We start from the raw sequence: 13,023 nt of genomic DNA, 5'->3' as shown, positions 1-13,023 counted from the left end.
GTCACCGTTCAAGGAAGAGCGCGCATGACAGCATCCACCGCTCCATCCACGACCACCTCGACCCAGACCCGCCGGCTCGCGATCGGCGCGGGTGCCGGGACCTCGCTGGAGTTCTTCGACTTCTCCATCTACACCGTCGCCTCCGCGCTGGTCTTCCCCAAGGTGTTCTTCTCCGGCGACACCGATCCCTGGTTCGCCTCGTTCATGAGCCTGGCGACCTACACGATCGGCTACGTCGTCGCGCCGCTCGGCGCGATCGTGATGGGCTGGGTCGGCGACCGCTACGGCCGCCGCCGCGCCATGCTCATCACCTTCTACCTCATGGGCGCGGCCACCGTCCTCATGGGACTCTTGCCCGGCTACGCCACCATGGGTGTCGCGGCGCCGTTCCTGCTCGTCCTGTTGCGCCTGGTGCACGGCTTCTCCCGGGGCGGTGAGCTGGGCGGGGCGTCGGTACTCGCCGTCGAGCACGCGCCGCCGTCACGACGGGCGGCGTTCGGCGCCTTCGTCGCCTTGGGTTCACCGCTCGGCGCGCTGCTGGCGAACCTCGCCTTCGTGCTGATCTTCTACTTGCCGCAAGGGGTCGTCACCAGCTGGGGCTGGCGGATCCCGTTCATCGCGGGCGCGGTCGTCCTCGCCATCGGTGTCTGGGCGCGGCGGGCGCTGGAGGAATCGCCCGTGTTCCAGGAGCTCGCGGCCAGCAAACTGGACGAGAAGATCGTCAAGATCCCGATCTGGAACGTCATCCGCGACAACTGGGGCAGGCTGCTGCTCGCGGCCGGTGCGAACACCGGGCTCAACGGCGTCATGTTCGTCCTGGCCGGGTTCATGCTCTCCTACGCCGCCGGCCCCGCGCCGAAGGGTCTCGGCCTGGACATCCAGGACGTGCTGTGGTGCACGCTGCCCGGCCTCGCGATCCACGCGGTGACGGTGGTGCTCGGCGCCCGGCTCTCCGACCGGCTCGGCCGCAAACCGGTGATGCTCGCGGCGTCGGTCGCTGTCCTGGCGTACATGTTCGTGCTCTTCCCGATCGCGCGGGTCGGCACGCTGACCGCCTGGGCGCTCGCCATCGCCGGCGGTTTCGCGCTCACCGGATTCCTGTTCGGCCCGCTGATCACCTACCTGACGGAACTGTTCACGCCCGAACAACGGCAGTCCGGCGCCGGGCTCGCGTACCAGATCGGTGCGGTGCTCGGTGGCGGCCTCGCGCCGTCGATGGCGAACCGGCTCATCGAATGGACCGGCACCTCGACGTCGGTCGGCTACTACCTGGCGGGCGGCATGGCCCTGACCGTCGTCTGTCTGCTGGCTCTTCCCGAAACCGCACCCGTGAGGACACACCGATGAACGACGAACTCACCGAACTCCGGCGCCGCGTCGAGATGCTGGAGGCCGAGGCCGAGATCCGCCGCGTGCAGGCGCGCTACATGTTCCTCTGCGACACGCCGTGCCCGGAGTACGGCGTCACCGACGACGACCGGCGCATCGACCTGATCCTCGACCTGTACGCCGAGGACGCGGTCTGGGAGGGCGTCGGCGAGTACTACGACGGACAGTTCGGCCGTGCGGTGGGCAAGGACGCGATCCGGGCGCATTTCGGGCGGTTCTGGGGTGAGAAACGGGACCCGGCGCTGGTCCTCAACGCGCACTACCTGACCTCGGAGCAGATCCACGTCGACGGCGATCGGGCCGACGGGCAATGGATCCACGTCCAGCCCTGGCTGTACGCCGACGGGACGGGGCTGCTGCGATCGAGCAGGCTCAACAACACGTTCCGGCGTCAGGACGGGCGTTGGCTCATCACCCGCACGCGGACCGAGAACGTCTTCATCGCTCCGCTGCCCGCGGGGTTCGCTTCGGACTTTCCGACGGCTTCGGTGCTGATGGCTTGATCGCGTGTCGTGAGTGGCGATTCGTGTTCTAACCCGAATCGCCACTCACGACCACCTGGACCGATCGGCACCTACACCGTGACCTGGTGCTGAAGCACATCGCGCACCAAAGTGCCGAGGCTGTCCGACTCGGTCTTGGCCTTGATCCGGGCCCGGTGCACATCGACGGTCTTCACGCTCGTGCCCAGCTGCCGCGCGATCAGCTGGCTGGGCAGACCGTCGATCACCAGCCGGAGCACCTCGCGTTCGCGCGGGGTCAGCGTCGCGATCCGCTCGGTGACGGCTTTGCGGCAGGCGGCTTCAGAGAACCGTTCCGCCGCGACCACCAGCTGCGCCTGGACGACCTCCAGCATCCGCTGCGGCTCGTACGGCTTCTCGAGGAAGTCGACGGCGCCGAGGCGGAGCGCCCGTACCGACATCGGGATGTCGCCGTGCGCGGAACAGAAGATCACCGGGGCCGGGAATTCGCGGGCGACCAGTTTCTCCTGCAGTTGCAGGCCGCTGAGCCCCGGCATCCGGACGTCGACGATCAGCACGCTCGGCTCGTCCGGGTCGAACTCCTCCAGGAACGTCGGCCCGTCCGGGTAGACGAGCGCCTGGATGCCGACGCTCTCCAGCAGGAACACCAGGGATTGGCGGATGGCCTCGTCGTCGTCGACGATGTAGACCACCGGCGACGTCTCGCCGCCGGACGCGGAATCGGTGGTGACCATGGAGAGCTCCCTATCATGAATCCCCGGCGAGCACCCGCTCCGCCCAGCACGCGTGGCCGAGCAGTTCGTTCTCCCCGCCGTGGCGGCCGACGAGTTGCAGACCCAGCGGCAGCCCCGCCGTGTCGGTGAATCCGGGCAAGGCGACCACGGGCAGGCCGAGTGCCTGCCATCCCCGGCTCAGCACCGGGTTCCCCGTCGCCTCCAGTCCGGGTGGCGCCGCGCCGGGCGCGGCCGGGCCGAGCACGACGTCGAACATCTCCGCGAGCCGCACCGCGCCGTCGGCGATGGTCGCGCGGGCGGCCTCGTACTCGTCGGCCGAGGTCGCGGCACCGGCCCGGAGCAGTTGCGCCAAGGGCGCGCTCAACCGCTCGGCCACGGCGAGTTCCGCGGCCCTTTCCCGCGCAGCCTCATAGGCCATCACGACCGGATGCGCGGCCGTGAGCTCGGCCATCAGCCGTTCGTCACAGAACGGCTCGACGATCGCCCCTGCTTCGTGCAGACGCTTCGCCGCCTGGTTCAACGCATGCCGCATCGGTGTTTCGACGACGTCGAGCGCGTCGGCGGACCACACCAGGATCCGCGGTGGACGCGCTTCCTGCGCGGGCTCTTCGGTCAGCGCGGCCCACGCGATCGCGAGGTCGGCGGCCGTGGCCGCGAAGACACCGTGACTGTCCAGGCTGGGGCTCAATCCCGTCACACCGGTGACCGGGTACCGGCCGTGGCTCATCACCAGCGACGCGACCCCGCAGTACGACGCCGGCCTGGTGACCGACCCCGCGGTCTGCGAACCGAGCGCCAACGGTACCTGCCCGGACGCGACCGCGGCGGCCGACCCGCTCGACGAGCCGCCCGGGGTGTGACCGGGAGCAGCGGGATTTCGGGTCGGGCCAGGGGCGAAGAACGCGAACTCGGTCGTGACCGTCTTTCCGAGCGGAGCCATTCCGGCCGCGCGCCACGCGGTCACGATCGCCGCGTCCGAAGCCGCCGGAGCGGCTTCCGCGCGCAGCGTCGAACCGCAACGGGTGGGCACACCCGCCAGATCTATGATGTCTTTGACTCCGAGTGGCACACCCGCGCCCGGCAGGAAGTCCGTCCGGTCGACCCAGGCGCGCAGCTCCGAGTCCGTCTCGGCGATCCGGGCGAGCGCGCGTTTCGCGGCCGCTTCCGGAGTGGTCCGCCCCAGCCGCAGGTCCTGGACGAGTTCCCGCAGCGACCACGGGCGCATGAGGTTCACTCGTCCTCCCACGCGGCATCCGCTTCCCAATAGTCCACGCCGCCCGCGCTGACCCCGTGCCGCCACTCCGACGTCCGCTTCAGCCGGGCTTCGACCCGCGCCGTCACCTCGTCGGCGGCCTCGGGACCGTCGGCCGGGGCCTGCCAATGGACCCAGTTCAGCTCACGGCCCTCGGAGTCGTGCACGAACAGGTCCACATGGCGCCAGCCGTAGCCGTGGTTGTCGTTGTAACACATCAACGTGGTGCGCTCACTCATGGCGCGATCCGGTGGAATTCGCGCCGGAAGTAGGCGAGACCACCGGCCTCCTCGTCGACGAAGACGTCTTCGACCTCGACGAAGAGCACCGTGTGCGTCCCTTGGGTGAACTCGGCGCCGACTCCTCCGATGAGGACGGCGGCCGCGTCGCGGACCACGGGGATGCCGAACCTGTCGTGATCCCAGACCTCGAACCGGAACCGGTCGAGCATCGGCACGTCCGTCGCGCCGGCGAACTGCAGGGCGAGATCCTCGTGCTGCGCGGCCAGGACGTTGATGGCCATCCTGCCGTTGGTCCGGAAGATGTCGTGTGTGTAGCTCGACTGGTTGACGCAGACCAGCAGCGTCGGCGGCGAGTCGGTGACCGAGCAGACCGCGCTCACCGTGATGCCGGCGCGGCCGCTGACGCCGTCGGTGGTGACGATGTTGACAGCCGTCGAAAGGTTCGCCATCGCCGCGCGGAACCGTCGCTGGGTGGTGGTCAGCTCATCGGGCATACCCCGACGCTAGAGCCGTGGCCGAAACCGGCGATATCCCGAGTTCCACCGCGCCGCCTGAGGATTTCCCTTACGTGGCCAGCGGCAGGGCGAAGCCGAACCGCGAGCCGCCGCCGTCCCGCCGCTCGGCCCAGATGCTCCCGTGCTGCCGGGTGATGATGCGATGGCTCAGCGCCAGCCCGATCCCGCTGCCACCGGGTTTGCTGGTGAACGACTCGGCGAACGGATCCCTGGCGACGCCGCGGCCGTGATCGTCGACGGTGAGGACGCCGACCCCCTCCTTGGCCCGGGTGCCCACCGTGATCCGCCGCTGCACGGGTTCGCATTCGGTGGTCTCGTCGATCGCGTTGAGGCAGAGGTTCATCACCACCTGCCCGGTGAGGACGCGTTCGCACCGCACCAGCACCGGCGCCGGATCGAGCCGGACCTGCACGGTGACCGAGTTCGGCGCGGCGCTCAGCTCGACGAAGTACAGGCATTCCCGGACGATCTCGTTCAGGTCGACCACCTGCTCGACCTGTTCCAGATGCCCGACGAACGACCGCAGTGAACCGACGATGTCCTTGGCCCGGTCGATCTGACGGGCGACGCTGTCCAGGCCGTAGCCCATCTGCTCACGGACGTCGCCGCCGTCCGCCATCGTGGCCGCACGCGCCCGGATACCCGCGATGAAGTTCGCGGCGGCGGCCAGCGGCTGCCCGAGTTCGTGCGCGATCGCCATCGCCATGTCCCCCATGGCGTTGTAGCGCGCCAGGTAGTTCTCGTGCCGCAGCTCCAGCTCTCGCCGGGCTTCGCCGCGGACGCGTTCGGACACGTCGTGCAGGATCATCAGATACGCGTCGACCTTGGACTCGGAAAGCCGCTCCAGGCTCCCTTCCAGCCAGGTCGAGCTCTCCCCCGGCAACTCCAGCTGCACCGGCCCGACCGGATCGGCACCGGCGACCACCTCGGCCCAGCGCACCGGCCTGCCGCCCAGGTACAACCGCGCGTACGCGGTCAGCGGCTCGCCTGCCAGGCGGTCGTCGTCGCCGGTCAGGCCGAGGAAGGTCAGCGCGCTGTCCGTCGCGAACCGGACCGCGCCGGCGGCGTCGAGCATGAACGCCACGGTCGAGGTGTGCCGGGCCAGCGCGTCGACGTACGACGTGGTCAGCTTCAGCTCTCGTTCGATCTCCTCCGCGCGCTGGATGTCGCGGAACTGGACCATCACCGCGGGGCCGCGCTCCAGCTCGACCCGGATGGCGACCGCGTCGGTGGGGATGACCCGGCCGGATTTGCTCCGGTAGTGCCACACGATCCGGCTCGAACCGTGTTCGACCGCCGCCTGGAGCCAGGCCCGTCCGATCACCCGGTCGTACTGCTGGGCGGAGCTGCTCATGTGGTTGGCCTTGAGCGGGCGCAGCTCGGAAAGACTGAATTCGAGCATTTCGCACGCGGCGGGATTGGCCCACAGGATGTTCTTGGTCGCCGCGTCGTGGACCAGCACGCACACCTTCGAGGCGTTCATCATCGCCACGAAGTCGCCGGTGGCCAGCTCGGGCGCGATCGGGTCGACCTCCACGGGCTCAGCATAGGAGTTCGCCGCCGGACCCTCCGGTAAGGATTTCCCCTACCCCTCTGCGTGGGAATCCCCGGCCACCGGCAGGCAATGACCAATGGCCACGCGCGGCGGTGATCCCTAGCGTCGGAGACATCTTCCCTACGACGCGAGGAGCGCCCGATGGCCCAGATCCAGGAGAGCCCGGCCGTGACACTCGACGACGTCCTGGCCGAACTCCTCGAGCGCCGTCAGGAGTTCCGCGACCAGCGGTACGTCTCCCGCGACTTCGTCGGCAGACTCAAGGCGGCAGGCGTCTACCGGTCCGCGACGCCCGAACGGTTCGGCGGCAGGCCCCTGCCCCCGGCGGAATTCCTGCGGACGGTGGAGCGGATCTCCGTCGTCGACGGGTCCACCGGCTGGGTGGCCAGCTTCGGCTCCGCGCTGGTCTATCTCGCGGCGCTGCCCGTCGAGACGCAGGCCGAGCTCTACGCCGACGGTCCCGACGTGTGCTTCGCCGGTGGGCTCTTCCCCGTGCAACGAGCCGAGCCCACCGCCTCCGGTTTCCTGGTCGACGGGCGCTGGAAGTTCGCGAGCGGCTGTATGGGCGCGGACGTCCTGGGCGTCGGCATCCCGGGGGACGACACGACCGCCGGAAAGCCGCGCACCGCCCTGCTGCGGCCCGAGCAGGTCGAGATCGTCCAGGAGTGGGACGTCGTCGGGATGAAGGGCACCGGTTCCTTCGATCTGGTCGTCGACAAGGTCGAGGTGCCACGCGAATGGACGTTCATCCGCGGCGGTGAGCCCACCATCGACGAGCCGCTGTACCGCTACCCCACGCTCGCGTACGCCTCCCAGGTGCTGGCGGTCGTCGGCGCGGGGGTCGCCCGCGCGGCGCTCGACTTCGCGACCGAGGTCGGCAGCGGCCGTTCGGGCGTCACGGGTGCGCCGAAACTCGCCGACCGCGCCTATTACCGGATGGGACTCGCCGAAGCCGAGGCGACGATGCGGTCCGCGCGGGCGTACTTCTACGAGGTCACCGACGGGGCGTGGCAGACCGTGCTGGACGGCGATCCCGTCGCGCCGCATCAGAACGCCCATCTCCGGCTCGCCTCGACCCACCTCGCGAAGACCGCCGCCGAGACCGTCAACCGGGTCATCGGCTTGTCCGGGACGGGTGCCATCGCCACGGACCATCCGCTGCAGTGGCTGCTCGGCGACGCCCTGGTCCCACAGCAGCACGCCTTCCTTGGGCCGGCCATGTACGACGCCGCGGGTGCCGTGCTGATGGGCCATCCGCCCACCGTTCCCGGCTTCCAGTGACCCACCACCGACCGCTGACGAGGAGTTGGACCACCACCATGAGCGATACCCCGCTGCGCGTGCTGTTCTGCATCGGTATCAACCAGAACTTCTTCGACCTGCCCGAAGGCGGCGTCGCCGCTGGAGACGTCTGGACCGCCTTCGTCGCATTGATGGACGGCATCAAGGGCTTGCCCGGCGTGGACTTCATCGGCGACATCGACGACGACTCGCATATGGTCGGCCCGTCCGACGGCTGGCCGTGGACCTGTTACCTGCTCTGCGACGTCGACACGCAGGAGACCGTCAAGAAGGCGTGCGACTTCCTGCGCACCACACCGGTCGGCGACAGCCCGTGGAAGCTGTGGAAGTACGCCAAGATCGAAGCGCGCATCGGCCGCGCCCTCACACCGCGCGAATACCGGGGCTGATCGCGATGACCGAATTCACCGCCGCCACCGTGTACGACCTCCCGCCCGCGGACCTCGTCCTCGGCGACCGGGTCGCCGGCCGGATGTACACCGATCCCGCGATCTTCGACCAGGAGATGACGAAGATCTTCGAGCGGTCCTGGATCTGGGTCGCCCACAAATCGGAGCTGCCCAAGGCCGGCAGCTTCAAGTCGACCCACGTCGGACGCCATCCGGTCATCGTCACCAAGGACCGTAAGGGCGAGATCCGCACGCTCGTGAACCGGTGCCGCCATCGGGGCGCGTCGCTCTGCGAGAAGAAGACCGGCCACGCCAACGGATTCACCTGTCCGTATCACGCCTGGTCCTACGGCCTGGACGGCAAACTCCGCGGTATCCCGTATCCCGACGGGTACGAGGGCGTCATGGACAAGGCCGATCTCGGGCTGAAGACCCTGCGCACCGAGTCCTACGGCGGGATGATCTTCGCGACCCTGAACACCGAGGCCGAGCCGCTGGCCGACTTCCTCGGCGACGTCAAACTGTGGATCGATCGCTTCATGGCGCAGGGCGGCGGTTACCCGGTGAAGGTGCTCGGCACCCACCGGTTCACCTATCGGGGCAACTGGAAGATCCAGCTGGAGAACACCACCGACGGATACCACTTCCCCATCGTGCACCGCTCCTGGATGGCCTCGGTCGACGCGGAAACCGCCGAGATGATGTCGTTCATGACCGATCCGACGGCGGTCACCCACGATCTGGGGAACGGCCACTCGGTGATGCAGATGGTCCCCGAGCACTCCGATCTGGACGCTGACGACGGCAGCGAGCCGCTCCAGCCGCGGTTCGACGGCCTGGTCGCCAGCCTCGAAGCCGCGGGGGCGGACGAGGCCGAGATCCGCAGGCTCGTCCGTGCCGTGCACGGCACGGGGTTCAACCTCAACCTGTTCCCGAACGTGTCGATGTCGATCTCGTTCTTCCGGGTGCTGCGGCCGATCAGCGTCGACGAGACGGTGATCGAGCACGTCGCCCTCGGCAGCGACGGCCCGGCCGAGATCGTCGGGCCGGTCAACCGGGAGCGACTGCGCGCCCACGAGCATTTCCAGGGGCCGTTCGGATTCGGCACCCCGGACGACTCCGAGGGCTGGGACCGGGTGCAGCGCGGCGCCCAGGGCGCACCCGAACTGCCGATCATGGTCAACCGCGGTCTGGGTCGCGAGAAGCCCTCCGCCGAGGGCTGGCCGACCAGCCATGTCACCGACGAGACCGGGATGCGGGCGGCGTACGCCCAATGGAAACGGATGATGAGCGATGACTGAGACCCTCACCGATCCCCGTGTGGTCCGCGCGATCGAACTGGCGTGGCGCGAGGCCGCGCTGCTGGACGCCAAGGAATACGAGACCTGGCAAGGGCTTTACGCCGAAGACGCGAGGTACGTCATCCCGATCGAACGCGACGCCGAGGATTTCGACGACGTCCTCAACATGGTCAACGACGACGCCCGGATGCGCGGACTGCGCGTGCGGCGGATGACCGAGGGCTACGCGATCGCCGCGGTGGACTCGGCGATCACCGTGCGGACCGTCTCGCGTTTCATCCCCACGAGCGTCGACGACCGGTCGGTCACGCTCAGGGCCGCCCAGATCATCGTGGCGTACAAACGCGGCCGTCACGACCTGTGGGCCGCGGACGTCGACTACGTCGTCCGCCTCGGCGCCAGTGCGGGCGAAGACCGCTTCGCCCGCAAAGTCGTCCGGCTGGTCAACGCCGACGAAGCCGTCCCCGCCGCGGGATTCCTGCTGTGAGCGGCAACGCGCCGGTCGCCGTGGTCACCGGCGGGGCGACCGGGCTCGGCGAGCAGATCGTCCGGCGCCTGCACAGCGGCGGCCACCGGGTGGCGATCGCCGACCTCGACGAGGCGGCCGCGAAACGGCTCGCGACCGAATTGGACCGGACGGGGGCGCACGCCCAGAGCTACCGGGTCGACGTCGCCAGCCGCCCGGACATCGACCAGCTGCTCGCGTCCGTGCTCGGTGACTTCGGCGGGGTGCAGGTGCTGGTCAACAACGCCGCCCGCACCCAGGCGCGACCGTTGCTGGAGATCACGCCGCAGGAGCTCGACGAGGTGATGGCGGTGAACTTCAACGGCACCTTCCACGCCTGCCAGCTGTTCGGCGCGCACATGGCCGAAGCCGGATACGGCCGGATCGTCAATCTGGCCTCGCTGGCAGGGCAGAACGGCGGCACCTCGACGGGCGGGCACTACGCGTCCTCCAAGGGCGCGATCCTGACCGCGACCAAGGTGTTCGCCCGCGAGCTCGCCGCACGGGGAGTCACGGTGAACGCGGTCTCCCCCGGACCGCAGGACAGCCCCATGGTCCACCGCATCGTCGGTGAGGAGAACCTCGCGAAGCTGACGGCCGGCATCCCGGTCGGACGGCTGGGCAGCATGACGTTCATCGCCGAGATGGTGGCGCTGCTCGCCTCCCCCGAAGCCGCCTCCGTCACCGGCGCCTGCTGGGACGCGAACGGCGGCCTGTTCATGCGCTGACCAGGAGGCACCCAGATGACGAACGTCCTCTTCCGCGTCGTCGAAATCACTGACGAGACACCGGAAATCCGTACCCTGCGGCTGGTGCGGCAGGACGACGAGCCGCTGCGCGTCCGTTATCGGGCCGGGGCGCACGTCGACGTCGTCGGCCCGACGGGGGTGCTGCGGCAGTATTCGCTGTGCGGCGCCCCCGACGACCCGCGCTCGATCCTGATCGCGGTCAAACGGGAACCGGACTCGCGCGGCGGGTCCGTGGCGATGCATCAGGTCTCGGTCGGCGATCACCTCAAGATCAGCGAGCCGCGCAACCTGCTGGCCGTCGCCGAAGACGCGGACCGGCACGTCCTCGTCGCCGGCGGTATCGGCATCACGCCGCTGCTCTCGATGGCCTACGAGCTCTACACCTGGGGCAGTGAATTCGAGCTGCACTACTTCGCGCGCTCACGGGAAACCGCGGCGTTCGTGGAACTTCTGGAAGAACGGGTCGAGTTCGCCGACCGGATCCGGCCGCATTTCGGCGTTCCCCGCACTGAACATCCCGCCGTGCTGCGGACGATCGCCGAGGGCCTTACCCCGTCGACCCACATCTACACCTGTGGCCCCGACGGTTTCATGCGACAGGTCGGCGACGTGCTCGGCCCCGTCGTCGGCGCCGACCACGTGCACGTCGAACATTTCGAAGCCGCCGAAGTGGACACCTCGGGCGACCGTCCCCTCACCGTCGAACTCGACACCGGCGAGGAATTCGAGGTACCGGCCGGGAAATCGATCCTGGCGGTGCTCGAGGACAACGGCATCGAGGTCTTCAAGTCCTGTGAGGAAGGGATTTGCGGCTCGTGCGTGTCCGGCGTGCTCGAAGGTACCCCGGACCATCGGGACAACTGCCTGACCGCCGCCGACCGTGAAGGCCAAATGGCGCTGTGCGTCTCACGCGCGCTGACCGACCGGCTCGTCATCGAGCTGTACTGAGCGACCACCGTTTGGCGAATAGCCGGGTGACGGGCACCGCTGGCACGCTGGACCCGGTCCGCTCCGCCGAGAAAGGGTGATCCCCGGTGACGCGTCCCCTGGTTCTGGACCCGAACGGCCAAGACATCCACGCCGAGAACGCACGACTGCGTGAACGAGGCCCGATCACCCGAGTCGAGTTGCCGGGCGGTGTCGTGGCCTGGTCGGTGACGGGTTACGAGCTGCTGCGTGACCTGCTCAGCGATCCGCGTGTTTCCAAGGACGCCCGGCAGCATTGGCCGGCGCTTGCCGAGGTCAGCGCGGACTGGCCGTTGCTGGTGTGGGTCAACGTGCGGAACATGTTCACCGCTTACGGCGCCGACCACAAACGGCTCCGGTCCCTCGTCACGCAGGCCTTCACGGCACGCAGGATCGCCACGCTGGAGCCCTGGATCACCCGGATCGTCACCGATCTGCTGGACGGGCTCGCGGCCCTGCCCGAGGGCGATCCCGTCGACCTGCGGGAGAACTTCGCCTATCCGGTGCCCATCGAAGTGATCTGCCACCTGTTCGGCGTACCGGACGCGGCCCGCGGCAGACTGCGGCATTCGGTCGACGTCTTCTTCCGGACCTCGGCCAGCCAAGAAGCGATGCTGGCCGCCTACCAGGAAATCCACTCGATCTTCACCGAACTCGTCGCCGCCAAGCGGGAGAACCCGGGCGAGGATCTCACCACCGCGCTCATCGCCGCACAGGACGACGGCGCCCGGCTCGACGAAACGGAACTGATCGACACCCTGATCCTGTTCATCTCGGCCGGTCACGAAACCACCGTGAATCTCCTCGACCAGGCCATCACCGCGCTGCTGACCCATCCCGATCAGCTCGCTCTGCTCCGCGCCGGACAGGCCTCCTGGACCGACGCGATCGAGGAAACCCTGCGCTGGCAGGCTCCCGTGGCGAACCTGCCGTTGCGCTACGCCGTCGAAGACATCGCCGTCGCCGACGTGGTGATCCGGCAAGGCGACGCGATCCTGGCCGGCTACGCCGCCGCCGGACGGGATCCGGCGCTGCACGGGCAGGACGCCGACGCTTTCGACGTGTTGCGGAAGGACAGAGCGCATATCGCGTTCGGGTACGGCGCGCACTACTGCATCGGCGCGCCGCTGGCCCGGCTCGAGGCGGCGATCGCCCTTCCGGCCCTGTTCGAGCGTTTCCCGGACATGACGCTCGCGGCCTCGCCGGACGCTTTACGGCATCTCGACTCGTTCATCTCCAACGGCCATCGATCGCTGCCGGTCTCGCTCAAGCGCCCGGCGTCAGCCCCGTAGCCCGGGTGCCAGCACGCTGCTCCCCCATGGTCGCCGCGGCGTAGCGGACGTACAGCGAGCGGTCGGTATGACCTTGATCAACGGAGGATGGGGGACATTGAGTGTCCCCAATCCTCCGTTGATCAAGGTCCGAAACCAGAGCAGCGCTCGACGATGTAGGAATCAGGACACTCAACGTCCCGATTCCTACATCGCCGGCCTGGCACGCCGAGCTGATCGCCCTGTGCCGCGGCACCGCACTCGCGTGATCGAAGGCGGAACTCGCGTGATCAGCGGCGGAACACGCGAGTGCGGCCTCCAGTCACGCGAGTTACGTGCCTGATCACGCGAGTCACGCCTTTGCGCACGCC

Annotated in this window: 14 protein-coding genes; 9 read left to right on the top strand and 5 right to left on the bottom strand. The window is 68.8% G+C overall.

Annotation, left to right across the window (positions count from 1 at the left end; translation table 11 throughout):
• Positions 1-24: 24 nt before the first annotated feature.
• Together AVR91_RS18190 and AVR91_RS18185 are read left to right on the top strand one after the other, a co-directional pair.
• Positions 25-1,347: an MFS transporter gene (locus AVR91_RS18190; RefSeq protein ID WP_063276538.1), complete on the top strand. Its 1,323-nt coding sequence runs from the start codon at positions 25-27 to the stop codon at positions 1,345-1,347.
• On the top strand, positions 1,344-1,892 hold the full coding sequence (locus AVR91_RS18185; protein ID WP_063276537.1) for a nuclear transport factor 2 family protein: 549 nt from the start codon (positions 1,344-1,346) through the stop codon (positions 1,890-1,892). The genes AVR91_RS18190 and AVR91_RS18185 overlap by 4 nt, the downstream gene beginning before the upstream one ends.
• Positions 1,893-1,963: 71 nt before the next feature.
• On the opposite strand, the gene AVR91_RS18180 is transcribed toward AVR91_RS18185, so the two are convergent.
• The 5 genes from AVR91_RS18180 to AVR91_RS18160 all read right to left on the bottom strand — a co-directional run bounded on the left by AVR91_RS18180 (position 1,964) and on the right by AVR91_RS18160 (position 6,151).
• Entirely contained in the window at positions 1,964-2,605 is a 642-nt protein-coding gene (locus tag AVR91_RS18180) for a response regulator transcription factor (protein WP_063276536.1), read from the bottom strand.
• Positions 2,606-2,618: 13 nt separating this feature from the next.
• Entirely contained in the window at positions 2,619-3,830 is a 1,212-nt protein-coding gene (locus AVR91_RS18175) for an amidase family protein (RefSeq protein WP_063276550.1), read from the bottom strand.
• A gap of 5 nt (positions 3,831-3,835) precedes the next feature.
• Positions 3,836-4,096 (bottom strand): hypothetical protein, encoded by a 261-nt coding sequence (locus tag AVR91_RS18170; RefSeq protein WP_063276535.1) that lies wholly within the window; start codon positions 4,094-4,096, stop codon positions 3,836-3,838.
• Positions 4,093-4,593, bottom strand: a complete 501-nt coding sequence (locus tag AVR91_RS18165; protein ID WP_063276534.1) for a flavin reductase — start codon at positions 4,591-4,593, stop codon at positions 4,093-4,095. The genes AVR91_RS18170 and AVR91_RS18165 overlap by 4 nt, the downstream gene beginning before the upstream one ends.
• Positions 4,594-4,663: 70 nt before the next feature.
• Positions 4,664-6,151 carry a PAS domain-containing sensor histidine kinase gene (locus AVR91_RS18160; protein WP_063276533.1) on the bottom strand — a complete coding sequence of 496 codons (1,488 nt, stop codon included), beginning with the start codon at positions 6,149-6,151 and terminating at the stop codon, positions 4,664-4,666.
• Positions 6,152-6,310: 159 nt separating this feature from the next.
• Here AVR91_RS18160 and AVR91_RS18155 point away from each other — a divergent pair, with 159 nt between their 5' ends.
• From AVR91_RS18155 to AVR91_RS18125, 7 genes are all read left to right on the top strand, one after another.
• Positions 6,311-7,450 carry an acyl-CoA dehydrogenase family protein gene (locus AVR91_RS18155; protein WP_063276532.1) on the top strand — a complete coding sequence of 380 codons (1,140 nt, stop codon included), beginning with the start codon at positions 6,311-6,313 and terminating at the stop codon, positions 7,448-7,450.
• Positions 7,451-7,488: 38 nt separating this feature from the next.
• Complete coding sequence (locus tag AVR91_RS18150; protein ID WP_016334550.1) at positions 7,489-7,860, top strand: hypothetical protein; 372 nt, start codon at positions 7,489-7,491, stop codon at positions 7,858-7,860.
• A gap of 5 nt (positions 7,861-7,865) precedes the next feature.
• Complete coding sequence (locus tag AVR91_RS18145) at positions 7,866-9,161, top strand: aromatic ring-hydroxylating oxygenase subunit alpha (RefSeq protein ID WP_063276531.1); 1,296 nt, start codon at positions 7,866-7,868, stop codon at positions 9,159-9,161.
• Positions 9,154-9,648, top strand: coding sequence for an aromatic-ring-hydroxylating dioxygenase subunit beta (locus AVR91_RS18140; RefSeq protein WP_063276530.1), 495 nt, complete (start codon positions 9,154-9,156; stop codon positions 9,646-9,648). The genes AVR91_RS18145 and AVR91_RS18140 overlap by 8 nt, the downstream gene beginning before the upstream one ends.
• Positions 9,645-10,394: an SDR family NAD(P)-dependent oxidoreductase gene (locus AVR91_RS18135; RefSeq protein ID WP_063276529.1), complete on the top strand. Its 750-nt coding sequence runs from the start codon at positions 9,645-9,647 to the stop codon at positions 10,392-10,394. The genes AVR91_RS18140 and AVR91_RS18135 overlap by 4 nt, the downstream gene beginning before the upstream one ends.
• 15 nt (positions 10,395-10,409) lie before the next feature.
• On the top strand, positions 10,410-11,363 hold the full coding sequence (locus AVR91_RS18130) for a PDR/VanB family oxidoreductase (protein WP_063276528.1): 954 nt from the start codon (positions 10,410-10,412) through the stop codon (positions 11,361-11,363).
• Positions 11,364-11,449: 86 nt separating this feature from the next.
• Positions 11,450-12,673, top strand: a complete 1,224-nt coding sequence (locus AVR91_RS18125; RefSeq protein ID WP_063276527.1) for a cytochrome P450 family protein — start codon at positions 11,450-11,452, stop codon at positions 12,671-12,673.
• The last annotated feature ends 350 nt before the right edge of the window (positions 12,674-13,023 follow it).

The sequence above is a fragment of the Amycolatopsis keratiniphila subsp. keratiniphila genome, assembly GCF_001620365.2.
Classification (GTDB): domain Bacteria; phylum Actinomycetota; class Actinomycetes; order Mycobacteriales; family Pseudonocardiaceae; genus Amycolatopsis; species Amycolatopsis keratiniphila.
The sequence above is the reverse complement of the archived record's forward strand: the minus strand, read 5'-3'. Positions and strand labels throughout refer to the sequence as shown.